Source organism: Actinomadura luteofluorescens, assembly GCF_013409365.1.
GTDB lineage: Bacteria > Actinomycetota > Actinomycetes > Streptosporangiales > Streptosporangiaceae > Spirillospora > Spirillospora luteofluorescens.
Genome location: NZ_JACCBA010000001.1, coordinates 683,607 through 709,351, shown reverse-complemented (window position 1 = coordinate 709,351; position 25,745 = coordinate 683,607). Strand labels below are relative to the sequence as shown.

Below are 25,745 nucleotides of genomic sequence, written 5' to 3'. Positions count from 1 at the left end.
TGGTGGGGGCCGGGGCGGGAGCGGTCAGCCCGCGCCGCCGGCCAGTCGGGGGTCGATGCCGTACTTGGTGAGGATCGAGCCGATGGTCCCCTTGGCGAGCAGACCTCGGATGTCGTCGTCGAAGGCCTTGGCCAGTCCGGTGGCGTCCCGCCGGATGGCCAGCACGACGTCGCTGCGGGTCCGGGAGGCCGCGACCCCGGGGTCCGGCTTGACCTGGGCGACCTTCAGCCCGGGCGACTGCTTCGCGCGGTGGCCGGCCTCGCTGCTGTTCAGGACCGCGGCGTCGACCCGGCCGTTGCGCAGGTCGGTGATCATGCCGTCCGTCGCCTGGTAGACGTGCACCGCGTCCGGGCCGAGCACCTTGCGCAGGTCGGCGATCCAGGACGTGCCCTGGACGACACCGACGCTCTTGCCGCGCAGGGCACCGATGTCGCCGTCCAGGGTGGACGGGGACAGCAGCGCCATCCCGTCCTGGTAGAGGGGAGTGCTGAGTTTCAGCGTCTCGGCGCGCTCGGGTGTGTGGTAGATCGCGCCGATGCCGACGTCGGCCCGGCCGGCCTGCAGGCCCGCGATCAGGGCCGCGCCCGCGACCGGCCGCATCCGCACGGCGAGGCATTCGGCCTTCGCGAGCTCGGTGACGATCTCCGGTTCGATCCCGCTGAAGGTGTTGTTCTCGCTGAGCGTGGCCGGGGGCGAGACGTAGACCGACACGGACAGGGTCTTGCCCGACAACGTCTGCACGCCGCCGTGCGCCGGTTCGCAGTTCGCCGGCACCGAGCCGGCGCCATCGGCTCCGGCTCCGGCGCACCCGGACACGGACACGGCGAGCAGCAGCCCGGCGGCCGCCGCGAGGGACTTGGACATCGGGGTCATGAGGATCTCCCGTCGGTCGGATGGGGAGCGGTCCCGGCCGCGGCGAAGGACCGCCGGGTCCGGCGGCCCGGACGGGGCAGCCGGAGCAGGGCGACGGCGAGCAGGGAGACCGCCGCGTACATCGCGCCGGCGACCGTGAGCGTCGCGGTGAACTGGTAGGTGATCGTGGCCGCGTTGTACGCGCGGCTGAGCAGTTCGGGCACGGCGATCGCGAACGCGAGCGAGGTGCCCTGGAAGAGCAGGATCGCCACGCCGGCCAGCGGCGGCACGATCGTCCTGACGGCCTGCGGAAGGACGACGAACCGCAGTTCCGCCCCGCGGCTCAGCCCCAGCGCGCGGCTCGCCTCCCGCTGCCCGGCAGGGACCGCGTTGATCCCGGCCCGGAAGACCTCCGCGGAGTACGCGGCGGTGCTCAGCCCGAGGGCGAGGGTGGCCGAGGCGAAGCTGCTCCAGGTCAGGTCGAGCTGCGGGAGTCCGTAGTAGACTAGGTAGAGCACGATCAGCCCGGGTGCGCCGCGGCCGATCTCGACGATCGCGACGCACGTCCATCGGAGCGGCGCCCGGCGCGCCGTGGTCGCCAGCCCGAGCAGGGCGCCGACGGGCAGCCCGACGCCGAGCGCGGCGGCGGTCAGTCTGAGGGACACGCCCAGGCCCGCCAGGAAGTCCGGCAGGTAGGCGCCCCACTCCGCGGCCGTCATCGGACCAGTCCCATCCGCCGGGTCAGCACGCCGTCCACGCCCCGCGCGACGGCCGCGAGCGGAACGCTCAGCGCGAGATAGATCGCGCCGGCGACGGCGAAGTTGCCGAGCCCGTTGAGATCCTGCTGGGTCTGCTGGACGGCGAAGAAGGCGACGTCCGTCGCGCCGATCACCGACGCCACGGCGCTCTCCTTGAGCAGCGCGATGGCGAACGTGGCCATCGGCGGAACGACGACGACCAGTGCCTGCGGGAGGATCACCCGGGTGTAGGCGGCCCGCGGGGGCAGCCCCAGAGCGGCGACGGCCTGCCACTGCCCGCCGGGCACGGAGTCGAGCCCGGCCCGGTAGGCCTCGCAGAGGTGCGCGGCCGCGATCAGCCCCAGCCCGAGCACCGCGGCCTGGAACGTGGAGAGCGCGACCGATCCGCTGCCGATCGCGTAGTAGACGATGAACAGCCAGGCGATCGGCGGCACGCCGCGGAGCACCTCCACGACCACCGTGGCGCAGACCCGCGACACGGCCCACGCCGACCGGCGCAGCATCGCGAGCGGCAGCCCGGCGACCGCGCCCAGCAGGAAGGCGGTGACCGTGATCATCACGGTCTGGCGGATTCCGGCGGCCATGACCTCCAGTGCGTGGATCATGGCTGCCGGCCCCGGACGGCGGAGAGGAACCTGCGCGTCCGCTCCTCGCGGGGCGCGCGCATGAGCGCGTCCGGCGCCCCCTCCTCCACGATCCGCCCGTCGGCCATGAACAGGATCCGGTCGGCGACCTCCTCCGCGAACCGCATCTCGTGCGTGACCACGATCATCGTCATTCCCTCGTCCGCCAGGCGGCGCATCGTGGCCAGCACCTCGGCGGCGAGTTCGGGGTCCAGCGCCGAGGTCGGCTCGTCGAAGAGCATCAGCCGGGGCCCGAGGGCGAGCGCCCGCGCGATCGCGATGCGCTGCTGCTGGCCGCCCGAGCACCGGCCCGGTTTGACCTGCGCGTACTCTTCCAAGCCGACGTGCGCGAGCTCCTGCAGCGCCCGCCGCGTGGCCTCCGCCTTGGGAACGCCGAGGGCGTGCACGGGCGCGAGGGCGACGTTCTGCAGCGCCGTGAGGTGCGGGAACAGGTTGAACGACTGGAAGACCATGCCGATCTCCCGGCGCAGCGCCTCCAGCGCGCGCCGGCCGCGGTCGGGCCGGACCTCCGTGCCCCGCCAGACGACCCGTCCGCGGCTCGGGGGCTCGAGGAAGTTGATCGAACGCAGCAGGCTGCTCTTGCCGGCGCCGCTCGGCCCGATCAGCGCGACGACCTCGCCCGTGCGCACGCGCAGCGAGACGTCGTGGACGACCTCCCGCCCCTGGTAGGCGGTGCATATGCCGTCCAGCACCAGCGGCGGATCGACGGTTTCCGCCGGAGCCGCGGTGGCGCCGCCGGGTCTCGTGCGGTCATGACCGTTCATCGGGGTCCTCCACAGGTTCGTCGGCCGCCGCGAGGACGGTGGACAACGCCGCCATCCGGGCCCGCATCCTCGCCGCGCCCTTGAGCTTGAGCCCCTCGTAGCCGCGCACCAGGTCGGGCAGGCCCGCCATCTCCGCGACGATCTCCGCGTTGTCGTCGGACAGCGCCGCGACGGCGGCGCCGATCGCCTCGGTGTACTCGCCGATGAGCGCCCGCTCCGTGGCGCGCACCTCGCCGAACCGGAACGGATCGAGCCGGGTGCCCCGCAGGCCGCGCATCCCGTGCAGCATCCGGAACGCCGGCCGCGACCAGGGGCCGAGCCGGATCTTCCGGGACAGGCCCATCGCACGCAGGACGGGCGGGTGCAGCAGGAACTCGTACCGCACGTCCGCGCCGAACTGGCGGCGAAGCCGGGCGCGCAGCGCCGGGTCGAGCGACAGCCGCGCCACCTCGTACTCGTCCTTGTAGGCCATCAGCTTGAACAGGTACCGCGCGACCTGCCGGCTGATCTCGCCCGGTTCGCGGAGCGCGGCCGACTCGGCCTCCCGGACGCGTTCCACGAACCGGGCGAAGCGTTCGGCGTAGGCGGTCGACTGGTAGGCGATGAGCTCCCCGACACCCCGCAGCACGAGTTCGGCGAGTTCCCCGTCGGCCCCGGAGGCGACGAGCCCGGCGATCCGCTCGGCGTCGGCGGACGGAGCGGGCGGGGGAGGCTCGTCCTGCCCGGCCTCCAGCAGGGCGCCGATCGCGTCCGGGTCGGCGACCACCTGCCGGCCGCGGCGGAACGCCTGGACATTGCGGTCCACGGAGACCCCGTTGAGGCCGATCGCCTCCTCGATGCGCCGCGCCTCGATCGGCAGGGCGCCCGCCTGGACGGCCATGCCGAGCAGCAGAAGGTTGGCGTACTGGTCGCTGCCGAGCAGCGTGGCCGCCAGCTCCCGTGCGTCGGCATACCGGTTCCGCTCGCCGCGGGTGCTCGCGTCGATGCGGCCGCGGGTCGAGGTGTCGGGCGGGAACACCGCGTCCGGGTCGACGACCATCGATCCGGTCGGCACGCGCGCGGTGGACACGACCGCGACCGTCCGGTCCGGCGACGCCACGGTGAGGTAGACGTCCTGCGCGGCCACCAGAAGATCGCACCCCATGTAGAGGTCGCACGAACCGGGGCCGAGCTTGTTGGCGCCGGCACGCGGAGTGCGCGACAGCAGGATGTCCGAGACGACCGCGCCGCCCTTCTGGGCGAGACCGGTCTGGTCGAGGCTCTGCACGTACAGACCGGACAGCACCGCGGCGGTCGCGACGATCTGGGCGGTGGTGACGACGCCCGTTCCGCCGATCCCGGTGATCCGCATGCCGAAGTCCGCGGCGCCGACGGACACCTCCGGGTCCGGCAGGGCGGCGCCGGCCAGCGGCTCACCGGCGGCCCCAGGGGAGGCGGCCGTTCCCGGCCGCACGCTGATGAACGACGGGCAGTCTCCGTCGAGGCAGGAGAAGTCCTTGTTGCAGGAGGTCTGGTCGATGCGGGTCTTGCGCCCGAAAACGGTCTCCACCGGCTGGACCGACAGGCAGTTCGACTTCGCGCCGCAGTCACCGCAGCCCTCGCACACGCGCTCGTTGATGAACACGCGCCTGGCGGGCTCGACGGCGAGCTTCCGCTTGCGCTTGCGGCGCAGTTCGGTGGCGCACTCCTGGTCGTGGATCATGACGGTCACGCCGGGGACCGCCGCGAGCTCGTCCTGCGTCTCGACCAGGCGGTCCCGGTGCCGGACCGTCACGCCGGCCGGCAGTCGAACCCCGTCGTACCGCCCGGGGTCCTCCGTGGTGACGACGATCCGGGCGACGCCCTCGGCGAGCAGCGCGGCGGCCATCTCCGGCACGGCCATGCCGCCGACCGCCCGCTGCCCGCCGGTCATCGCGACCGCGTCGTTGTGAAGGATCTTGTAGGTGATGTTCACGCCCGCCGCGACGGCGGCGCGCACCGCCAGGCTGCCGGAGTGATGGAACGTTCCGTCGCCGATGTTCTGGAGCAGGTGGCCCTGCCGGACGAACGGCGCCATCCCGATCCACACCGCGCCCTCGCCGCCCATCTGGCTCAGGCCGACGATCTCGCCGACCCGCGCGGCGGGCATGGTCGCGGCGAGCGCGTGACAGCCGATCCCGGCACCGACCAGCGACCCCTCCGGCGTGACCGTCGAGCGGTTGTGCGGGCATCCGGAGCAGAAGTAGGGAGCGCGGGAGACCAGGGGCAGCGGCTTCGGGCTCCGGCCGCGCGACGGGGACCGAGGCTCGGTCCGTTCCTCAAGCCACCGCCGCAGGTCCGGTGCCGCGAGGTGGGCGGTCGCCCGCCGCGCCACCGCGGTCGCGATGACGCCGGGTGTCAGGACGCCGTCGCGGGGGAGCAGCGCCGACCCGTCCGGGGCGCGTTTCCCGCTGATCAGGGGGGCGCCGGGCCGCCCGTACAGCTCGTCCTTGAGCGCCGTCTCCAGGAACGGCCGCTTGTCCTCGACGACGAGGATCTCGTCGAGTCCGGCGGCGAACTCGGCGACGATCCGCGGTTCGAGCGGAGCCACCATGCCGAGCTTCAGCAGCCGGACGCCGGAGGAGGCGAGCTCCTCCTCGCCGATGCCCACCATGGTGAGCGCCTGGCGGAGGTCGCGGTAGGTGGCGCCGGCGGCGACGATGCCCACCCTGGCGCTAGGGTCGCCCGCCACCGTGTTGAGCCCGTTGGCGCGAGCGTAGCGCCGCGCCAGCTCGACGCGGCTGGTCAGGAGGCTGCGTTCGAGCTCACCGAGCGCCGGCTGGAGGAAGCGTGCCGTGACGCGGTGCTCGAAGGGGACGCCGTCGAGCGTGCGGTCGGGCAGCACCGGCCGCACCCGCTCGGGGCCGACGACCGCGACCGCTGATCCGTCCACCACCTCGGTGGCGAGCTTCATACCGGTCCACAGCCCGCAGAACCGGGACAACGCAATGCCGTGGCGGCCGAGGTCCAGGATGTCCTGCGGGTCGGCGGGGGCGAGGACGGTCATGCCGATCTCCGCCATGGCCGCCTCCGAGCTGCTCGGGATCGTCGACGACTTGGCCGTCGCGTCGTCCCCGACCAGCACGAGCGCGCCCCCGCCGGCGGACGATCCGCCGAGGTTCGCGTGGCGCAGCGCGTCCGTCGCCCGGTCCAGGCCCGGAGCCTTGCCGTACCAGATGCCGACGACGCCGTCATGGGTCAGCTCGCCGACGCTCTCGGCGAGCTGGGACCCCTGGACGGCGTTGGCGGCCAGCTCCTCGTTGAGGCCGGGGCGGAACACCACCTCGTGCTCGTCCAGGAGCCGCCGCTGCCGCGCCAGTTCGAGGTCGTATCCGGCCAGCGGCGACCCCTCGTAGCCGGAGACGAGCACCGCGGTTCGCCGCCCGGCGGCCCGGTCGGCGCGGACCTGGTCGAGCGGCAGCCGCACCAGGGCCTGCAGCCCGGAGAGGTAGACCTCTCCGTCGAGCAGCTCGTAGCGGTCGTCCAAGCGGGTCTGGCGCCCCGCCGGCCCGGTCATCCCCGCACCGCCGGAGCGCGGAACTCGCCGAGAACGCGGTGAAGGTACTTGTCCCAGTACAGATAGCAGGACCGGGCACCGCGCCGGTACATCTCCGCGGCCGCCTCCGGCCGGGCGACGGGGACCACGAGATCGCGGTCGGCGAAGGTCCGGAGCAGTTCGTCGACGATCTCGTCGAGTGGTTCGTCCGGCCGCTGCCGTGCCAGGTCGCCGCGCAGGTCGGCCAGCCCGAGCCAGGCCCGGCAGATCAGGTCGGATGCCGCGATCTTCGCCGCCGCGTCGACCGCGTCGACCGTCTCGATGATGACGCTCAGCGCGGGAACCTCCCAGCTCTCCCCGTAGCCGTTCGCCGCCGAGGGGGCCCGGGACCGGAGTCCTTCCGGTGCGTAGCGCAGCGCGGCGGCCGCCTCCTCGATGTCGGCCATGCAGAGCACGCGGGGAAGGACGATCTCGGCCGCGCCCGTGTTCACGAACTCGGCCAGCGTCGCGGGGGACCCGTCAGGAACGCGGACGCACACGCGGGTGTCGCTCATCGACAGGGCGCGCACGGCCTCCGCGCACCGGGCCGGAGTGAGCCCGGTGTGCTCGGCGTCGAGGACGAGGAAGGGAAGCCCGGCCAGCCGCACATGGTTCAGCAGCAGCGGACCGGTGTCCGTGGTCACCAGCCCTATGCCGTACTCGGTCGTCGCCATGGCACTACACCCGGGAACCCGAGCCGGCGTCGCTGGTCTCCGGGTGGTACACCGGCTCGACCCAGCCTTGCTCGCGATCGAGGGTGCCGCGCGTCGCCGCGTCGTAGAGCCACTGGAGGGCGGTGGTGGTCTCGCCGGCCCCGCCACCGCCGACCGGCCTGCGGTCGATGGACGCGACGGCCGTGACCTCCGCGGCGCTCCCGCACACGAACACCTCGTCCGCGAGGTACAGCTCCGTCCGGTCGATCCGGCGTTCCTCGACCTCGACGCCCAGGTGCCGGGACGCCAGTTGCAGGACGGTGTCCCGGGTGACGCCCTGGAGGATCGCGTCGGTGACCCGCGGCGTGGCGATCCGCCCGTCGCGCACCACGAAGACGTTGTATCCCGGCCCTTCGGAGACGCTGCCCTCGTGCGTCAGCAGGATCGCGCCCGTGTATCCGTCGGCGCGGGCCTCCAGCATCGCGAGCCGGGAGTTCTGGTAGTTCGCGATCGCCTTGACCCGCGGGGGCATCGACCTCTCGGAGATGCGGGCCCACGAGCTGACGCAGACGTCCAGGGCCGCGCGGCCGAAGTAGTTCTCCATGGGGATCGTGGCCATGCTGACGACGACCGGCCCGGTGGCGTCCGGTGTCCCGTCGTCGTTGTCGACGAAGGCCTGGACGCGGATGTGGAGGTTCTGGCGGAGGTCGTTCGCCTTGATCAGTTCCGTGAGCCGCTCGGTGAGGTCGTCGATGCCGTCGGGGACGTCCATGCCCGTGACCCGCAGGGAGTCGTGCAGCCGGCGGAAGTGGTCGTGCGGGCGGAAGATGTAAAGCTCGCGCTCGTCTTCCTTCCAGTAGGCCCGAAGCCCCTCGAACACCCCGACGCCGTACTTCAGCGTCGTCGTCAGGACGTGGAGGCGGGCGTCTTCGTAGGGAACGAGCCGTCCGCGGAAGAGAACATGGCGAGGCTTCATTTGACTGAAGCTAATCTCAATCTACTGAAGCGTCAACCCTCCGGACCTGGGACACACGAGCCCGTCCGGGTGCTGGCGCCAGTGCGGGCCGGGCATACTGGCTCCATGGCGACGCCGGTTCAAGGCTCGAGGCAGAGCCCCGAGGAGGTCCCGTTCGGGTCGGTGCTGGCGGTGTCCGTGCGGGCACGCCGCGAACGTGCCGGGTTGTCCCAGGGAGAGCTCGCGAAGCTGGCGGGACTGTCCGCGGGCACGCTGTCCGTCGTCGAGGCGGGAACGGGCAACCCCACGGTCAGCACGCTCCTGGCCCTGTCCAAAGTCCTGGGCTGTGATGTCACGGACCTGCTCAGGGACGCGACGGACCCCATGATTCGCTTGTTGCGCCATTCGGACCCGGCCCCTCCGGGGGGAAGTATCAGCAAGTCCCGGCTGCTGCACCAGTTCGCACCGAACGGCCCGGTCGAGTTTTATGAAGCAGAATTGCCCGCCGGGTCGCGGAATGCCAGCAGCCCCCATGCGCCAGGCGTCTACGAGCACATCTGGCTCGCGCGAGGCACGCTCACGACAGGGCCGGAAGGGGCGGTCGAACGCCTCGAACCCGGAGACTACTTCTGCTTCCAGGGCTGGGTGCCCCACAGCTACGAGGCCGGCCCCGACGGAGCGACGTTCCTGTCGGCACTCAGCTACACCCGGTCTTTGTGGGCGACCCGTGAACTGCTGGGGCACAAGCCGTAGCGACAGTGAAATACCAGTAACTCGAAAGCGCAGGCCACTGATCTACAATGTAAAGGCATCGGCTCGGTGCGGAGGCTGGACCAGGTCGGCTGGCGTGCGGTGACGTGAACGATCACTCGTCACCGCGCACCAGCCATCGCCTGGCGGTCACCCCCGTTCCGGTGAGGTGACCGGCTAACGCTCGGTGGACGTCCCGGTGGTCTCGGGAAGGAACGGCAGGACCAGGAGCCCGACGATGTAGAGGGAGCCGAGGATGACGGCCGCATGGGCGGCGCCTCCCAGGGCCAGGACGAGTTCGCCGAAGACGATGGGCCCGGCGGCGGCGACGATCCGGGTGGAGTTGAAGACGAAGCTGATCGCGGTCGCGCGCACGGAGGCGCCGAACAGCTCGGGCAGGTAGATGGCGAAGGCGGCGAACATGCCGAGGGTGAAGAAGCCGTTGAGGGCGGCCATCAGGATGATCAGCGGCAGTGACGTGGTGGTCAGGTAGAGCAGCGCGGTGGTCGCCACGGCGCAGACGAGGTAGAGCGCGATGTACGGCCTGCGGCCGATGCGGTCGGCGAGGAAGCCGCCGGCGACGTAGCCGAGGATCGATCCCACGTTGTAGGTCATGCCTGCGAGGCTGGTCAGGTGGTTGAGGTCCGTCCGGCCCTGGTCGGCGGCCAGTTCCTTGACGAACAACGGCAGGGACGTGGACACGGTGTAGTAGGCGCCGATGGAGAACAGGGACAGCACCAGCGTCAGCAGGACCCGGCGCCGGGACTCCGGCTCCTTGAAGACCTGGACAAGGGTGAGTTCTTTCCTGCGCCGGGCCGTCGCGGTGTCCTTGGCATGACGCCAGGACGAGGACTCGGTGACGTGCCGCCGGATGTAGAGGGTGAACAGCGCCGGCGCCAGCCCGATGAGGAAGACGATGCGCCAGGCGCCGGGGCCGGCTTCGCTGAGAACGAGCCAGACCCCCGAGGCGAGCAGGGCGCCGAAGCCGAATCCCGCCTGCATGATGCCCGCGGCCTTGGCGCGCGCCCGGACGGGCCAGGTCTCGGCGATGAGCGCGGTTCCGGTGCCCCATTCGCTGCCGAGCGAGAGCCCGGTCAGGAAGCGCAGCGCGAGGAGCATCTCCAGGTTGCCCGCCAGTGCGGTGAGGCCCGCGAACACGGCGTAGGCGGCGACGGAGAACAGCATGACGCGTTTGCGTCCGATGTAGTCGGCGACGACGCCGCCGATGACGCCGCCGATCGCCCAGCCGAGCAGCGTCACCCCGACCGCGACCCCGCCCCAGAACGGGAGGTCGGCCTGCTGCCCGGGCGACAGCAGGTCGTTCATCATCGGGACGAGCACGACGACGAGCGCGTAGGTCTCGTACCCGTCGAAGCCCCATCCGAGGAAGGCCGCGACGAGCGAGCGCCGGTTGGCGCTGGTGACGTCGCGGTACCAGCGTCCCTGCGCCGGTGATCTTCGGGTGCTCTCGTCCTTGCTCAAGGTCATGACTCGTCCCTGCGTGCGTGGGGTGGCCGGCGTCGTCCGGACCGCCGGATCGTGGGCCTCACGCTAGGAAGGGTGACGCCGGTCACGCCTCGGGAGTTCGCACGATGTCGCGGGGGCGGCGTTGGACATCCTGACAAGGCTCACCGGTTCGAGCACGGTTACCGTGGGTGTCACCGTCCAGGTCGGACGGGGGGTCCACCGCGGCGGCGGTCCGGGGGAGGACGATGAGGCTCAGTGATCTGCTGGCCGCGCTGAGGCCGGACCAGTTGCGCGCCGAGTCCGTGGTGCGGGACGGCATCGCCGTGGTCGACGACGTGGTCGTCCATGATCCGCCGCAGGCCGTCGAGCGCGGCCAGGTGGTGCTCGCGGTCGGCGTCGAGGCGTCGTCCGCCGGGGCCCGCGAACTCGCCGCCGAGGCGGGCGCGGCGGGCGCGGCGGCCGTCGTGTTCCGGGACTCCGCGGACGAGGGCCCGGTGGAGACGGCCCGCGAGTTCGGGACGTCGGTGCTGCGCGCGCAGCCGGGGTTGGGTTGGGCGCGGCTGGTGACGCTGCTGCGGACGCTGATCTCGGCCACGACCGCAGATCCGGAGGCGCGCAGCGAGCGGCTCGCGCCCAGCAGCGTGCACGGGCTGGCCGACGCCATCGCGGTGATGGTGGGCGGATCGGTGGTGCTCTACGACAGGGCCCATCGGGTCATCGCCTACTCGGTGCAGGATTTCGAGATCGACAGCGTGCGGCGCGACACCATCCTCGGCCGTCAGACGCCTGAGCAGTGGATCGAGCGTTTCACCGCCGACCGCAGCGCCTACGAGACGTTCCGCAATCCCGGCTCCGTGGTCCGGCTGGACGGCTACCCGGGCCTGCGCACCCGGTTGCGGATCGCGATCTGGTTCGAGGGGGAGGCGCTGGGCGAGATCTCGGTCGCCGAGGGCCGGCAGCGGCTGGGCGCGGAGGCGGAGGCCGCGCTGTCCCGCGCCGCCGAGCTGGCCGTGCCGTTCATGCTGAGGCACCGGCTGGTGGAGGACACCGACCGGGCGGCGCGGACCCGGATGGCGCGGGGGCTGATGTACGGGGATCTCGGGCCGGGCGCGAACGCCGTCGCCGAACTCGGGCTGGGCGACCGCACGGGGTTCGTCGTCGTCGGGTTCGCCGGCGAAGAGCCCTCCGGCGGGTCCTCGGGCCTGCTGGGCGAACGGATCCTGCATCTCCTGTCGTTGCAGATGAGCAGCATCGATCCGGCCACCGTGGTCGTGCTCTGTGAGGGCGTCTACTACGCGCTCGTACCGACACCGGACGAGAACGGCCGGGCGCGGCTGGCGGCACGGGTGAAGCCGGCGTTGAGCCAGCTCGAACGCATGGGCGCCGTCATGCGCGCGGCGATCGGCACCTGGGGGCCGGGCCTGGCCGGCCTGCCCGCCTCCCGGCAGATGGTGGACGACCTCCTGCAGGTGGCCCGCCGGAGCGACGTTCCGCACGCGGTGGTCACCGCCGAGGACCTGTGGCCCGACCTGGCACTGCTACCGGTGGAGAACGCCGTCGGCGGCGCGGGGTTCGAACCGTGCGCGCCCCTGCGCCGGCTCATCGAGCACGATGCGCAGCAGCACACCGACTACCTGACGACCCTGCGGGTCTACCTGGACGAGTTCGGGTCCGTCTCGAAGGCCTCCGAACGACTGGTGCTGCATTCGAACACGCTGCGCCACCGGCTCCAGCGGCTCGGCGAGATCTCGGGGCTGGACCTGGCCGATCCCGTGCAGCGGCTGGCGGTCGCGGTGCAGCTCCGCGTCCTTCGCGTTCGAGAGCGGGTCCACGGCGCTGAGGCTCAGCCGGAATGACCGTCCGCCGGGGTCCGGAGCGGACCCCGGCGGCCTCGCCCTACGCGCGGCCGAGGGCGGAGGTGACGGTCTTGGCCAGGTGCGCGAAGTCGTCGACGATCAGGTCGGGCTCGTAGAGCGTGTTCCCGAAGGGCCGCTGGCGGCGGTCGACGAAGGCCGTCCTCATGCCGGCCGCCTTGGCTCCCACGCAGTCGAACGCGTGGTTGGCGACGAACAGGACCTCCTCCGGCGCCAGCCGGATCAGGTCGGCCGCCGTCCTGTAGGTGTCGCGGTGCGGTTTGAAGGAGTTCGCCGTGGCGACGGAGACGACGCGGTCCCAGAGGTGTTCGGTGCCCGAGTACCGGACGCCGCTGGTCAGCATGTCGGGGTCCCCGTTGGAGAGAATGACCAGTTTCGTTCCGCCGGCCTTGACCAGTGCGAGGGCGTCCACGACGTCGGAGAACGGCTTGAGGCGTTCGATCTGCGCCACGAGGCCGACCACTTCCTCGTCGGTGTGCTCGATGCCCGCGCGGTCGAGCGTGTAGTGGACGGCCTGCCGCCCGATCTCCCGGTAAGGGGTGTGCTCGCGGTGGAGCAGGGCGTCGATCATCGAGTTCTCGAAGTGGGTTCGCCGCCACCAGGTGACGACGCGGGAGGCGGGATTCGCCGTGTAGTTCTTCTGCGCCAGGTACGGGGTGATGGCTTCGGTGAGGCCGGCCTGCATGTCGACGACGGTCCCGTAGAAGTCGAACATGAGGGCTTTGATCCCGCGGATGGCGTCTTCGTTGTTCGTCAAGGCCTTTGCTCCTCCAGAGTCGGATCGGTGGGCATCGACGACGCTAGGGCCGTGCCGCGGGCGCCGGCATCGGGCGATCGTGCAACGTCGGTCGTGCGGTTTTGGGGGAACTCACGTCGCCGTGACACCCGCGAAGAGATCACGCTGGCCTAATGCCGGAGAACGAGCATCCAGAAATGCGGGACCGGGCTTTGGGGGCGCTGGCGCTCGCCCGTGCGAGCGGTGTTCCTTGGCTGGCCACGATGGCGCGGGTCCAGGCCGTCGCGACCGGCGACGCGTCCGTGGTCGAGTTGCGGATCGGCTGTCCCGGCCCGTCCGATGCCGGGCTGGTGGGCGTCGCCATGCTGGCCGATCTGGCCCTCGGCGCCGCGCTGCGCTCCCAGGTCGGTGCCCGGCGGGCGCTGCCGACGCTCACGCTGACGCTGGAGCTCGATCCGGATCCGCCTCGGCCGTGGACCTCGGTGCGTGCGCGCAGCGAGCCGCCGCGCGGCGGCCTGGGGCGGACGCACGGCACCGTCCTGTCCGGCGAGACGGTGGTGGGACGCTGCCTGGCCACTTTCGCCGTCCCCGGCTCGGCGGCGCGGCTCGACCCGCTGCCCTGGGAGGTGCCAGAGGCTGTGACCCCACCGGCGCATTCGACGGCCGAGCTCTTGACCGACGCAGAGCAGGCGGTGCTGACCGCCATGCCAACACTGGACGCGGAGCACGGGCGGCCATGGGCTGACGCGCTACTGGCGAAGGCCTGCCAAGACGGCCCGGACGGACGGTTCCTGCACCCGAACGCGGCCATGCTGAACCGCTCCGGCCAGGTGCAGGGCGCCGTGCTGTTCTGGTTCGCCGCCGCTTCTTCCGAGGTCGACGGCCACCTGGTGTCGGGGCATATCCAGTTCCTCACCCCCGCGGATCCCTGGACGTCGCTGCTGGCACGGCCCGTCACCGTTCACGAAACGCGTAGGACGGTTTTCGTGCACACCGAGGTGTCCCAGCGCGGACAGCCCGTCGCGTCCGCCGATTTCGTGTTCCGAAGGACCGCACGGAAGCCCTGAACTGGGCGGTGTAGGAATTCCCAACCGCACTCCGGCAGGTTCGGTGGATCGGCCGACGACCGACGGTCTCCCAACTCCTAGCGTCGGTCTCGCCTCCCTCTGCAGAGAGGCGAAAACGGAGAGAACAGGAAAGGCGAAGATGGCGAAAATCCCTGACCCGGCTCCAGCCGGCGGCGCCGCGTGCGACGCGCCGGCGCCGCCGCTCGCCGGCCTGCGCGTGGTCGCCCTGGAGCACGCGGTCGCGGCGCCGCTGTGCAGCCGCCATCTGGCCGATCTCGGAGCCGACGTGATCAAGATCGAGAACCCGGCAGGCGGTGATCTGGCCCGGGGCTACGACTCGGTGGTCAAGGGGCAGTCGGCGTACTTCGTCTGGGCGAACCGGGGCAAGCGCAGCGTGGCCCTCGACCTGAAGTCCGCCGACGGCCGCGCGGCGCTGCACGCGCTCCTGAACGACGCGGACGTGTTCGTCCACAATCTCAGCCCCGGAGCGGTCGACCGCCTCGGCCTCGACGCCGGGACGCTCGCGGAGCGGTGGCCGCGGCTGATCAACTGTGCGATCACCGGCTACGGGACCGGCGGGCCCCTGCGCGAGCGCAAGGCCTTCGACCTGCTGGTCCAGGGCGAGGCGGGGCTGCTGTCGGTGACCGGGCAGCCGGACGCGCCCGCGAAGGCCGGGATCTCGGTGGCCGACATGTGCGCTGCGGTGTACGCGCTGTCCTCGATCCTGGCGGCGGTGCTCGACCGCACCCGCACGGGCCGCGGGCAGTCCGTCGACGTCGCGATGCTGGACTGCCTGGCGGAGTGGATGATGGCCCCCGCGTACCACCAGATCTACGGCGGCACCCAGCCGCGGCGCGCGGGAGCACGGCACAACATGATGGTCCCCTACGGGGTCTACCGGGTCGGCGACAAGGGACACGTCAACTTCGCCGTCCAGACCGACGCCCAGTGGCGCGCCTTCTGCTCCCACGTCCTGGACGACCCCGAGCTCGCCGACGTGCCCGAGTTCCGCGGCAACGAGGCGCGCGTGCGCAACCGGGCCGCGCTGGAGCGGCTGATCGAGGACCGGTTCGCTCCGCGCGAGGTCGACGAGGTCACCGGGCGCCTGCTCGAGGCCGGGATACCCACCGGCGACGTCAATGACCTGCGCGGCCTGGTGGAGCACCCCCAGCTCGCGGCCCGGGGCCGATGGCTCGAAGCCGACTCTCCGGCGGGCCCCGTGCGGGTCCTGCGGGCCCCGTTCGACCTCGCCGGTCTACCCCCGCACGCTGGACGGGGGATTCCCGCACTGGGCGAGCACACCGACGAGGTGCTGTCCGCGCTCCGTGCCCAACCCGGCGAGGGGCCGGCATGAGGGGGACCGGCACGAAGGGAGAGGGCCTCGTCTCCGCGCTTCGCCGGGCCGGGGTCACCGACCTTGACTACTCGGCCCGCCGGCGCGCCGAGTACTCCACAGACGCCTCGCTCTACCGCGTCGTCCCGGCGGTGGTCGTGTTCCCCCGCGACGCCGACGAGATCGCCGCCGTCGTCGAGGTGTGCCGGACGCTGGCGACTCCGCTGACAGCCCGCGGCGCCGGCACGTCCATCGCGGGGAACGCGGTAGGGCCCGGCGTGGTGGTGGACCTCTCCCGCCACCTCGACCGGATCCACGACATCGACCCGGGCTCGGCCACGGCCGTCGTCGAGCCCGGGGTCGTGCTGGACGACCTGCAACGCCGTGCGGCGGTGCACGGGCTGCGGTTCGGCCCCGACCCGTCCACCCATGACCGCTGCACGATCGGCGGCATGATCGGCAACAACGCGTGCGGGTCCCGGGCCCTCGGCTACGGCCGCACCGCGGACAACGTCGTCGATCTCGACATGGTGACCGGCACGGGAGAGCGGTTGCGCGCGACGCGGGGCGCCGACCCCGGGTCGAGCCCGGTGCTGTCGGCGCTGGACCGCCTGGTGCGGTCGCGGCTGGCCGTGATCCGCACCGAGTGCGGGCGGTTCACCCGTCAGATCTCCGGCTACTCGCTGGAGCACCTGCTGCCCGAACGCGGCTTCGACGTCGCCAAGGCGCTGGTCGGAACCGAGGGGACCTGCGGGGTCCTGGAGCGAGCGACCGTGCGCCTGGTCCGCGCGCCCAAGGCGACGGCCCTCGTCGTGCTCGGCTACCCCGACATGGCGGCGGCGGCGGACGCCGTCCCCGCCCTCCTGCCCTTCCACCCGGTCGCGCTGGAGGGCCTGGACTCCCGGCTCGTGGACGTGGTGCGTCGCCGCGGCGGCGCGCCCGTCCCCGCCCTCCCGCGCGGCAGGGGGTGGCTGTTCGCCGAGCTCGGCGGTGACGACGCGGGGGAGGTCGCCGCTCGCGCGAAGTCCTTGCTGGACGAGGCGGGCGCCCTGGACGCGCGGATGGTCCGCGACTCTCGCGCGGCGGCCGCGCTCTGGAGGATCCGGGAGGACGGGGCGGGACTGGCCGCGCGGGCGGGGAACGGCGGCCCCGCGTTCGCCGGATGGGAGGACGCCGCCGTCCCACCGGACCGGCTCGGTGCCTACCTGCGCGACTTCGAGGCACTCCTGGACGGGCACGGCCTGACCGGCGTCCCCTACGGGCATTTCGGTGACGGTTGCCTCCACGTCCGCATCGACTTCCCGCTCGGCCGCAGCGGCGGCACGGCCGTGTTCCGGGAGTTCCTCGGTCAGGCGGCGAAACTGGTGGCCGGCTACGGCGGGTCGATGTCGGGCGAGCACGGCGACGGGCGTGCCCGCGGCGAACTCCTCCCGGCGATGTACTCACCCGCGCTGCTGGACGTGTTCGGCGCGGTCAAGGACGCGTTCGACCCCGGCGACGTCCTCAATCCGGGCGTCATCGTGCGTCCCCGCCCAGTCGACGCCGACCTGCGGCAGGTCGCGGCACGGCCCTCTCCCACCCGGCTCGGCTTCGGTTTCCACGAGGACGGGTCGGACTTCGGCGCGGCGGTGCACCGCTGCACCGGCGTCGGCAAATGCCGCGTGCCCGCCGGCTCGAACGGCGTCATGTGCCCCTCCTTCCGCGCCACCCGCGACGAGAAGGACTCCACGCGCGGACGGGCACGCGTCCTGCAGGAGATGGCCGCCGGGGAACTGGTCGCCGGGTGGCGCTCGCCCGAGGTGCTCGACGCGCTCGATCTCTGCCTCTCCTGCAAGGCGTGCTCCTCGGAATGCCCCACGGGTGTCGACATGGCCACCTACAAGGCGGAGGCCCTGTACCAGCGCTACCGGCGACGACTCCGTCCCGCGGCGCACTACTCGCTGGGGTGGCTGCCCCGCTGGGCACGGCTGGCGTCCCGGACACCGAACCTGGTCAACCGCGCGATGGCGGCGGGACCGCTGGCGTCGGCGGGCAAGCGGCTCGCCGGCGTCGACCCCCGCCGGCCGCTGCCCGTCTTCGCCGGTCGCACCTTCCGCCGGTGGTTCGCCGGTCACCGGCCCGCTCCCGGCCGGCCGGTGATGCTCTGGGTGGACACCTTCACCGACCTGTTCGCCCCGCAGGTGGGCATCGCGGCCGTGGCGGTGCTCGAGGACGCCGGGTACTCCGTCGCCATTCCCGAACGCGCGCTGTGCTGCGGGCTGACCTGGATCTCGACCGGCCAGCTCGGCACCGCGCGCCGGCTCCTCGGCCGCAGCGTCGCCGCCCTCGCCGCCGCGGACATGCCCGTCGTCGGCCTCGAACCCTCGTGCACCGCCGTGTTCCGCGGTGACGCCGCCGAGCTTCTCGGCCGGACGCCGGAGGCGTCCGCCGTAGCCGCCGCGACGAGGACGCTCGCCGAACTACTCATGGACACCGAAGGCTGGCGGCCGCCGCCGGGCCTGGACGGCATGTCCGCGATCGTGCAGCCCCACTGCCACCACCGCGCGGTCATGGGCTTCTCCGCCGACCAGGCCCTGCTGGAACGCGCGGGCGTCCGGACGCGGACGATCGACGGCTGCTGCGGTCTGGCGGGGAACTTCGGCGTCGAGCGCGGTCACTACGACGTCAGCGTGGCCGTCGCCGGGACCGCGCTGCTGCCGGCGGTCCACGCCGAGGACGCCCCGGAGACCGTCCTCACCGACGGCTTCTCCTGCCGGACACAGCTAGGCGACCTCGCCCACAAGACCGGCCTCCACCTGGCCGAACTCCTGTCCCTAGCCATCACGCCTCCGGGGAGCAGATCGTGAGTGTCCGACACGGAGTAAACGACGGCCGAGCCTCCAGGGCGCACGAGAGCTCGGCGACCGCACGATCGAACATTCCGAGTTTCCCTGCGCGTGGCGGCCGGTTCGGGTGCGTTGGCGCGGGCCCAGGCCAGCAGGTCCTCCTCGCTTGCCTGGGCGCCTTCGGCCAGGACGAGACGGCGACGAAACGACAGAGCTTGCAGGACGTCTGCGGCTGCATCCAGCCCGTGCACTTGCCGGTGCAGCTGTGTGCTCCGGTCGTTCCTGTTTTGTCGCCTACTGGCTGTTGCGGATCCAGATGTACCGCGAGCAGCCTTTTCCGCCGACGCACGCGTACAAGCGGATCCCGCTTCCCTTGCCCCCGTAGGCGTTCACGGACTGGTCCTCGTAGAAGTTGTGCTTCCAGGGCCCCCTCCAATTTTGAGGATAGGGGTTGACGTGGTGACCTTTTCGGTAGTATTTCCACGCTCCGGAGCGGGTTCGCAGGTAGTTGCTCCATTTCGCTATCGTCACGTCGTCGCTCGTGTTGCCCCCGTTGTACAGCAGGATTCCGTCTCCGTGCTTCCGGAAACACGCTGTCGCGAAACTGTACGTCACGCACTCCGTGCCGGCAGCGGCCCCTCGCGCTGTGCGCCTGACTGTTGACCGCCGCCTGCGAGGACGCTAGCGGGATCATCAGAGCCGCTCCTGCGACTATCGTGCTTGCCGCCGCTACAGCGATCCGGCCACCTGTGCGCATGATCTGCCCAACTTTCCGTGGCGACTGGCGACCTTGCATGAGGCCGCATCTCGCGGCCAGCATTACTCACTGTCCTAAGCGGGGGCATCGTGGAAAACACGCACAATAGGCGGAAGATGATCTCCGTCCGATAATCGGGCGAGCCTTAATTTTGATATCGGTTTACCCTGAACGATAAGGTGCAAAGTTGCCAAATCATGCTAAATGGACGGGCGTGAGGGAGTCTGGCGGAATGTCTACTGAACGGCGGATTTGACAATAAGGAGCCGTTGGCTGATAAAAGCCATCACCCGCCGTAACGGCCACGGCGACGAGTTGGGTCAGCTGACCCGGTCGGGTGGGAGCGGGGGATCGCGCAGGGCGCACCACCGCACCCATGGCTCTTCGTCGGGGCTCAGCTTGTCGACGAGTTCCGGCGGTGTCTGCGGGTCGTCCAGGGCCAGCGCCCGCATCCGGGGGTGCGGATCGTCCGCGAACCGGCGCAGTCCTTCGTGTGGGATGCGTTCCCTGATGTGCCATTGCGACAGCCCTCCCACTCGCGCCAGATCTCCGAGAGCAACTCGACGGGCGCATCGTGGTGGTGCTCGGCGAGGAGCGGACGCACCGCGAAGTCCTGGTCGGTGGAGAACTGCGCCTTCACGTCCTTCGGGAGGTCCTTGCGTCTGGCCAGCCCGCGTCGACGGATAGGGGGTACCTGATCTCCGGGGCGATCTCGACGTCGACCGCCGCACGCTCGTCCTCCGTAAGCGCTGGATATGAAGCCGCCCAAGGCGGGCGAGGCGGCTGCCGAGTTCACGAGCCCGCTCTCGCCGGGTGGCGGCTGTCGCTGAGCCCTGTTGCCTGGTCTTTCTCGGTGGCGACGGCCGAGGCGGACAGGAGCGTCGAAGCGGCGAGGCTGCCCCAGAGGGCGGCCGGGCCGTGGGAGGCGAGAGAGGTCATGACAGCCGGGGAGACGGCGAGGCCGAGGCCGGTGGAGAGCTGGAAGCGGGAGAGGGCGCGTCCGAGGACGGGGGCCGGGGCGAGGGCGGTGACGAGCGCGGTGGCGCTGCCGGCATAGATGATCTCGCCGATGGCGCAGACCACGGAGACCGCGGCGACGGCCGGGGCGCTCCAGCGGTGTTCCGGCGACGTGGCCGCCAGGAAACCGAGGTAGGACGCGGCGAGCACCACGCCGGCCAGAGCCAGCACGGTCCGCCGGGAGAAGCGGGACATCAGGACGGTGACCGGGACCTGCAGGGTGACCACCAGCACCGTGTTCGCCACGAAGATGGCCGCCGCCCACAGCGGGGATGCGTGCAACTGGGTCACCAGGACCAGAGGCACCGCGATTTCGGGGACGTTGAGACAGAAGACGTAGACCACGTTGGCGGCCAGCAACGCACGCATCCGAGGTGCGGTCCCGCCGGCCCCGCCATTGGGCGGAACAGCGGCCGGACGCGCACGCAGGCGGACCGACCATGCCAAGGTCGCCGCGGCGAGATAGGCGAGCCCGGTGGCGGCTGCCAGCGCCTGCAGCGCAGTGGTGCCGCCCGTAAGGCAGGCGGTGGCGAGGAGGGCGCCCGCGCCCAGGCCGGCGTTGCGCAGGGCGCGGCCTCCCGCGAGAGCGGCGTCGCGTTCGCGGCCGTGAGCGACCGTGGCCACGAGGGCGGCGTGGGCTGCGGGCCATGCCTGGTTGCCGATGCCGAGGAAGAGCGCCGCCGTCGCGAACAGCCAGACGTGCCCTGCGGGGGCGGCCAGCAGCAGCGCCACTCCCAGCACCCGTACCAGCATCGACGCCGCCACGACCGTGCTGCGTGCGCCCCGGTCCAGCCATCGGCCGACAGCGGGCATGCACACCAGACCCATGACGACGCCGGTCGTCATGGCGATGCCGGTGGCCGACGCGGACAGCCTCAGCACCATCACCCCGTAGAGCAGCAGGAAGGGCCGTAGCAGGCCGGTGCCGAGCGCGTCCACGGCCAGGGCGATGGCATAGCGGGGGCCTCCGGAGGCGCGGAGGAGGGCGCGCGCATGGATCTTGGTGGTCGCCATGGCGTCAACGGTGCGTTCGGCCGCCCGGCCCACCCATCCCGGTTGACGAATACCGTCAACCGGGACGGTCGTCGGCCCTCCGACCAGCGAGGATGTGGGGATGACGTTGAGGATCGACATCGGCGGCCCGCCGTCCGGGAAACTGCGGTTCGCCGCCTCCCCGCTGGCGGAGCTGACCGCGATGCTGCACGTGCTGGCCGAACCCGGGCATCACCCGCAGCTCGCCGGCTGGGCCGGAGGCGTCTGGGCCGGGCTGCGACCGGAGCTGGCCGAGCGGCTCAGGGAGGCGGAGTTCCTCTGGCGTTCCTCACGAGCGGACTTCCTGGTGCCCGCTCGTCCCCGGCCGACCCTCGCCGAGGAGTTGGACGAGGTGGACCGGATCGACGACGAAAGCTATGTGACCGCCGCGCTCATCACCACGTGCGGCAGCAACCGGGTCCACTTCGCCGCACCGTCGCCGCTCGCCGACGCGGCGGCGCGCGATCGGGCCCTGGACCTTGCCCAGGCCCGCGGCGCGCTCCAGGAGGCGTTCGCGGAACGGCTGCTCGCGGACCCGGCCGGCGTGCGAACCCGGGTGCGCGGCACCCTCGAGCAGTGCGCCGAGGCCTTCTTCGACCTGGCCTGGACGGACGTCGCCGTGCAACTGGCCACCGACCTGCGTCTGAAGAACGACCTGCTGAAGCACCAGGGCATCGGGGCGGCGCTCGCGTCGGTCTCCAGCGCCGTGACCCTGGCCCCGGACGGCGACCACATCATCGTGGACAAGCTGCAGGACAGTGCGACCACCGCCCGCGGCACCGGGGTCACCTTCCTCCCCAGCGTCTTCGGCCACCCGCACCTGGTGGCGGTCTACGCGCCCGGATGGCAGCCGGTGGTGCAGTATCCCGTCGCCGAGGCGAGTCCAGCGGAACCGGTATCGCTGGAAACGGTCACGCTACGTCTGGAGGCGCTCGCCCATCCGGTCCGGTTGCGGCTGCTGCGCACCCTGGCCCGCGGCCCGCACACCACCGGCGAGCTGGCCCACGCTTGGGGACTCTCGCCCCCGGAGGTTTCCCGCCACCTCGCCGTCCTGCGCCGCGCAGGCCTGCTCACGGCCCGGCGACAGGGCCGTTACGTCCGCTACACCGCCAATTTGACCGACCTGACCGCCCTGGGAGCCGACCTCCTGGCGGCCGTCCTGCGCTGAACAGCTTCGATCCCCGAACACGGGCAACCGGCGTCCTGAAACGGAACAACGCCGAGAAGCCACCTCAGGCGGGCAGCGGCGGCGAGGTGGTCAGAGCGGGCTTCAGGCTTGTTCTGTCTCATGCGTCCGGTTCATTGGCTCCCAGGTCGGAGTGGAGCGGTGGTGGACGGTACCGTCCGGCTCGAAGATCAGGTAGCGGTCGAAGTCGTCGGCGAACCAGCGGTCGTGCGTCACGGCCAGGACGGTGCCCTGGTAGGCGGTCAGGCCGTCCTGGAGAGCTTGGGCGCTGGCGAGGTCGAGGTTGTCGGTCGGCTCGTCCAGCAGAAGGAGGGTGCAGCCGGACAGCTCCAGCAGCAGGATCTGCAGGCGTGCCTGCTGACCGCCGGACAGGGTCTGGAAGGGCTGGCGTCGCGTGGGGGCGAGTTCGTATCGGGCCAGCGCGCGCATGGCGTCGTTCAGGGTTGTCCCGAAGCCGGTCGTGATGATCTCGGCAGGGCCGCGGTCACGCAGGTCGGGACGCGTGTGGGTCTGGACGAAGTGGCCGGGAGCGACGCGGGCGCCGAGCCTCGCCGTGCCCTGATGGGGGACTGAGGACGGGTCGGCGAGCAGCTTGAGGAACTGTGACTTGCCCGACCCGTTCGCGCCGAGGACGGCGACGCGTTCGCCGTACCAGACCTCCAGGTCGAACGGCTCGGTCAGGTCGGCGACCGCGAGTCCTTCGCAGACCACGGCGCGTTTTCCGGTGCGTCCGCCGCGCAGGCGGACACGGATGTTCTGCTCGCGCGGCGGCGGCTCCGGCGGCCCCGCCTCCTCGAAGCGGGCCAGGCGGCTGCGGGCGGCCTGGTAGGACGAGGCGACGGCGTCGTTGGCGGCGGCGCGCTGGCGCAGGGCGTGGACCAAGCGGCGCAGCCGGGCATGCTCCTCGTCCCAGCGGCGGCGCAGTTCGCCCATGCGGGCGGCGCGGTCGCGGCGCGCGGCCGGGTAGGTGGCGAAACCGCCGCCGTGCACCCAGACCGTGCCGGACTCGACGGTGATGATCCGGTCGGCCGTCCCGGCGAGCAGGCGGCGGTCGTGGGAGACCAGCAGCACGGTCTTGGTGGTGGCTCGCAGCCGTTCCTCCAGCCATTGCTTGCCGGGGATGTCCAGGTAGTTGTCGGGCTCGTCGAGCAGCAGGACCTCATCGGGGCCGCGGAGCAGCGTCTCCAGCATGAGCCGTTTCTGCTCGCCGCCGGACAGGGTGCCCGCGGGCCGGTCGCGGACGTCCTCGTACGGCAGGCCGAGGGCCAGGGTCGTGCAGGCGTCCCAGACGACTTCCAGGTCGTAGCCGCCGGCCTCGGTGAAGTCGCTGATGGCCTGGGCGTAGGCGATCTGGGTCTCCGGGGCGTCGGCCAGCGCGGCTTCGGCGCGTGCGAGCGCGCCGGTCGCCGCCCGGATCCGCGGCGGTGCGACCGACAGGAGGAGCTCGCGGACAGTGCGGTCCTCCGCAGTGAACTGGCGCATCACGCCGAGGCCGCCCGTGTTGGCGACCTTCCCCGCGGAAGGGGTCAGTTCCCCGGCGATGAGCCTGAGCAGCGTCGTCTTGCCGCCGCCGTTCGGTCCGACCAGGGCCGCCTTCGCACCCTGCCCCACACGGAAGGACACCTCGCGCAGCAAGGGTCGTCCATCGGGCAGCGCATAGGCCAGGTCGCTCACATCGATGTGCCCCACGAACCACCTCTGAACGATGATCGGGTAACTAGAACATTGATCCGGTACTCGTCCACCGTACTAGACTGGGCGGATGGGGACGAGCCGAGCGGGCGACATCTGGTTGAAGCAGCCGCGCGGACGGCGGGAGGCGCCGCCGCTGTCGCGGGAACGCATCGTCGCCGAAGCGGTCGCGCTCCTGGACGAGGAGGGCGCGGACCGGCTGACCATGCGGCGGCTGGCCGAGCGGCTCGGCACCGGCTCGACCACGCTGTACTGGCACCTCGACACCAAGGACGACGTGCTCGACCTGGCGCTCGACAGGGTGTTCGCCGAGGCCGAGGTGCCGCCGGCGACCGGCGACTGGTGCGCCGACGTCACCGCGATGGTGGAGCGGTGGCGCGCGGTGATGCTCCGGCACCGATGGACCGCGACGCTGATGGGCCGGCCGATGCTCGGCCCGAACGTCCTCACGCGCACCGAGTTCCTGCATGCGGCCCTGCAACGCGCCGGGCTCACGGGCGCGCCGCTGACCGCCGCGGCCTACGGACTGTCGCACTTCGTGATCGGGGCCGCGATCAGCCAGCTTTCCTGGCACGGCGGGGACGAGCCGTCCACCCGCGACGCCGCCGACAAGATCCTCGCGGCCCGGCGCGAGACGTATCCGACGCTGGCCGCGCATGGTCATCCCAGCGACAACGACTGGGACGACGCGTTCCACCGCGGCCTGGGATACCTGATCGACGGAATCCGCGCGAACAGCACCGGGTAGCCCGGCGCCGCATCTTCGGCGGCCCACGCTGCGCCGTCGCTTCCAGCGCTCGGGGTCTTGGTCAGGCCGGAAGGAGCCCCGCCCCCGACTCGGGGGTGTCAGGGACGGGGCTCGAGCGCGGGGTGGTCCGCAGTCCGGGCGGGTGCACCCCGCCGACGGTCACGGTGGGGTTTCCGTGGCCGTCGTCTACCACTCAGCGTTCTGGATGTCCGGAACGTCACTCATGGCCCCGGTGCAACCGCCGGGCAGCGGAGCCGACGGCGTGACGAGTTACCAGGGCACCACGCCGGCGTCTTCGAAGAAGGAGCCGGTGGGGCCGTTGTCGGGCAGGGTGGCCAGGTGGATGGCTACGGCGGCGCCTTGTCGAGCGGTGCGGACGCCGCGGAAGCCGTTGAGATCGGTTGCGCAGTAGCCGGGGCAGGCGGCGTTGATCAGGATGTTGGTGTCGTGCAGTTCCTTGGCGTACTGGAGGGTCACGGCGTTGAGGAAGGTCTTGGAGGGCGAGTAGGCGGCGGAGATCGGGCCTACGGCCTCCATGGCGGACTGAGAACTCTGGCGGGTGAGAGACCCGACGCTGCTGGACATGTTCACGATCCGTGGTGCGGCGGACCGCCTGAGCAGCGGCAGCATGGCGTTGGTGACGCGGATGACGCCGATCACGTTGGTCTCCACGACCGTTCGCACGGTCGCGGGGTCGACGGTCGTGGGCGTCTGTGGCATCCCGCCGGTCACCCCGGCGTTGTTGACCAGCACGTCGAGCCGTCCGAAACGCTCGGAGAGCAGGGAGGCCGCGGCGGCGACGCTCTCGTCGGAGGTCACGTCGAGGGGTACCGCGAACGCGTCGACCCCCTCGGCGCGGAGTTTCTCGACGGCCTCCGAGAGCCGCTCCGGGGACCTGGCCCCCACGCCGACGGTGTGGCCAAGGGCGCCCAGCCCGACGGCGATCTCGTATCCGATTCCCTTGTTGGCGCCGGTGATCAGCGTGATCGTCTGTTCGCTCATACCCGAAATCCTGGCCGCTCGGCCGAGAGCACTCCAACACCGCCTGGGTAGCGGTCGATACCTCACGGGTATTGATCCCC

At 71.7% G+C, this 25,745-nt stretch carries 20 protein-coding genes; 7 read left to right on the top strand and 13 right to left on the bottom strand.

What is annotated here, in order from left to right:
- Window positions 1–24: 24 nt before the first annotated feature.
- From BJY14_RS03085 to BJY14_RS03055, 7 genes are read right to left on the bottom strand one after another with little or no spacing between them, the layout of a single operon-like run.
- On the bottom strand, window positions 25–873 hold the full coding sequence (locus BJY14_RS03085; protein ID WP_179842194.1) for a substrate-binding periplasmic protein: 849 nt from the start codon (window positions 871–873) through the stop codon (window positions 25–27).
- Window positions 870–1,571, bottom strand: coding sequence for an amino acid ABC transporter permease (locus BJY14_RS03080; RefSeq protein ID WP_179842193.1), 702 nt, complete (start codon window positions 1,569–1,571; stop codon window positions 870–872). The genes BJY14_RS03085 and BJY14_RS03080 overlap by 4 nt, the downstream gene beginning before the upstream one ends.
- Window positions 1,568–2,215 (bottom strand): amino acid ABC transporter permease, encoded by a 648-nt coding sequence (locus BJY14_RS03075; RefSeq protein WP_179842192.1) that lies wholly within the window; start codon window positions 2,213–2,215, stop codon window positions 1,568–1,570. The genes BJY14_RS03080 and BJY14_RS03075 overlap by 4 nt, the downstream gene beginning before the upstream one ends.
- The gene (locus BJY14_RS03070; RefSeq protein ID WP_179842191.1) at window positions 2,212–3,018 is read right to left on the bottom strand and encodes an amino acid ABC transporter ATP-binding protein; all 807 of its coding nucleotides are present in this window, start codon (window positions 3,016–3,018) and stop codon (window positions 2,212–2,214) included. Before BJY14_RS03070 ends, BJY14_RS03075 begins: the two co-directional genes overlap by 4 nt.
- Window positions 3,005–6,553, bottom strand: a complete 3,549-nt coding sequence (locus BJY14_RS03065) for an indolepyruvate ferredoxin oxidoreductase family protein (RefSeq protein ID WP_179842190.1) — start codon at window positions 6,551–6,553, stop codon at window positions 3,005–3,007. The genes BJY14_RS03070 and BJY14_RS03065 overlap by 14 nt, the downstream gene beginning before the upstream one ends.
- Window positions 6,550–7,245: an aldolase/citrate lyase family protein gene (locus tag BJY14_RS03060; protein WP_179842189.1), complete on the bottom strand. Its 696-nt coding sequence runs from the start codon at window positions 7,243–7,245 to the stop codon at window positions 6,550–6,552. The genes BJY14_RS03065 and BJY14_RS03060 overlap by 4 nt, the downstream gene beginning before the upstream one ends.
- A 4-nt stretch (window positions 7,246–7,249) precedes the next feature.
- Entirely contained in the window at window positions 7,250–8,200 is a 951-nt protein-coding gene (locus BJY14_RS03055) for a branched-chain amino acid transaminase (protein WP_179842188.1), read from the bottom strand.
- Between the two features lie 105 nt (window positions 8,201–8,305).
- On the opposite strand from BJY14_RS03055, the gene BJY14_RS03050 reads away from it, so the two are divergent.
- Window positions 8,306–8,932: a helix-turn-helix domain-containing protein gene (locus BJY14_RS03050; protein WP_179842187.1), complete on the top strand. Its 627-nt coding sequence runs from the start codon at window positions 8,306–8,308 to the stop codon at window positions 8,930–8,932.
- A gap of 174 nt (window positions 8,933–9,106) precedes the next feature.
- Here the strand turns inward: BJY14_RS03050 and BJY14_RS03045 are convergent, their stop codons facing one another.
- A complete protein-coding gene (locus BJY14_RS03045) occupies window positions 9,107–10,417 on the bottom strand; it encodes an MFS transporter (RefSeq protein ID WP_179842186.1) in 1,311 nt (436 codons plus the stop codon).
- 224 nt (window positions 10,418–10,641) lie between these two features.
- Between BJY14_RS03045 and BJY14_RS03040 the strand changes: the two genes are divergently transcribed.
- A complete protein-coding gene (locus BJY14_RS03040; protein WP_179842185.1) occupies window positions 10,642–12,252 on the top strand; it encodes a PucR family transcriptional regulator in 1,611 nt (536 codons plus the stop codon).
- A 40-nt stretch (window positions 12,253–12,292) separates the two neighbouring features.
- Here BJY14_RS03040 and BJY14_RS03035 read toward each other — a convergent pair whose 3' ends face one another.
- Window positions 12,293–13,027 carry a haloacid dehalogenase type II gene (locus BJY14_RS03035; RefSeq protein WP_218905032.1) on the bottom strand — a complete coding sequence of 245 codons (735 nt, stop codon included), beginning with the start codon at window positions 13,025–13,027 and terminating at the stop codon, window positions 12,293–12,295.
- Window positions 13,028–13,179: 152 nt separating this feature from the next.
- Between BJY14_RS03035 and BJY14_RS03030 the strand changes: the two genes are divergently transcribed.
- The 3 genes from BJY14_RS03030 (at window position 13,180) to BJY14_RS03020 (ending at window position 18,252) form a co-directional block, all read left to right on the top strand.
- Window positions 13,180–14,073 (top strand): PaaI family thioesterase, encoded by an 894-nt coding sequence (locus BJY14_RS03030; protein ID WP_179842184.1) that lies wholly within the window; start codon window positions 13,180–13,182, stop codon window positions 14,071–14,073.
- 139 nt (window positions 14,074–14,212) lie between these two features.
- Window positions 14,213–15,427 (top strand): CaiB/BaiF CoA transferase family protein, encoded by a 1,215-nt coding sequence (locus tag BJY14_RS03025; protein WP_179842183.1) that lies wholly within the window; start codon window positions 14,213–14,215, stop codon window positions 15,425–15,427.
- Complete coding sequence (locus BJY14_RS03020; RefSeq protein WP_179842182.1) at window positions 15,424–18,252, top strand: FAD-binding and (Fe-S)-binding domain-containing protein; 2,829 nt, start codon at window positions 15,424–15,426, stop codon at window positions 18,250–18,252. Before BJY14_RS03025 ends, BJY14_RS03020 begins: the two co-directional genes overlap by 4 nt.
- Window positions 18,253–19,308: 1,056 nt before the next feature.
- On the opposite strand, the gene BJY14_RS03015 is transcribed toward BJY14_RS03020, so the two are convergent.
- Both BJY14_RS03015 and BJY14_RS03010 read right to left on the bottom strand, forming a co-directional pair.
- On the bottom strand, window positions 19,309–19,524 hold the full coding sequence (locus BJY14_RS03015; protein WP_179842181.1) for a hypothetical protein: 216 nt from the start codon (window positions 19,522–19,524) through the stop codon (window positions 19,309–19,311).
- Window positions 19,525–19,780: 256 nt separating this feature from the next.
- A complete protein-coding gene (locus BJY14_RS03010; RefSeq protein WP_179842180.1) occupies window positions 19,781–21,019 on the bottom strand; it encodes an MFS transporter in 1,239 nt (412 codons plus the stop codon).
- A gap of 100 nt (window positions 21,020–21,119) precedes the next feature.
- Here BJY14_RS03010 and BJY14_RS03005 point away from each other — a divergent pair, with 100 nt between their 5' ends.
- Window positions 21,120–22,205, top strand: a complete 1,086-nt coding sequence (locus tag BJY14_RS03005) for a helix-turn-helix domain-containing protein (protein ID WP_179842179.1) — start codon at window positions 21,120–21,122, stop codon at window positions 22,203–22,205.
- A 102-nt stretch (window positions 22,206–22,307) separates the two neighbouring features.
- Here the strand turns inward: BJY14_RS03005 and BJY14_RS03000 are convergent, their stop codons facing one another.
- Window positions 22,308–23,912 (bottom strand): ABC-F family ATP-binding cassette domain-containing protein, encoded by a 1,605-nt coding sequence (locus tag BJY14_RS03000; RefSeq protein WP_179842178.1) that lies wholly within the window; start codon window positions 23,910–23,912, stop codon window positions 22,308–22,310.
- 73 nt (window positions 23,913–23,985) lie between these two features.
- Between BJY14_RS03000 and BJY14_RS02995 the strand changes: the two genes are divergently transcribed.
- Window positions 23,986–24,663 carry a TetR/AcrR family transcriptional regulator gene (locus tag BJY14_RS02995; protein WP_179842177.1) on the top strand — a complete coding sequence of 226 codons (678 nt, stop codon included), beginning with the start codon at window positions 23,986–23,988 and terminating at the stop codon, window positions 24,661–24,663.
- 270 nt (window positions 24,664–24,933) lie between these two features.
- Here the strand turns inward: BJY14_RS02995 and BJY14_RS02990 are convergent, their stop codons facing one another.
- Window positions 24,934–25,665 carry an SDR family oxidoreductase gene (locus tag BJY14_RS02990; protein ID WP_179842176.1) on the bottom strand — a complete coding sequence of 244 codons (732 nt, stop codon included), beginning with the start codon at window positions 25,663–25,665 and terminating at the stop codon, window positions 24,934–24,936.
- Window positions 25,666–25,745: the final 80 nt, after the last annotated feature.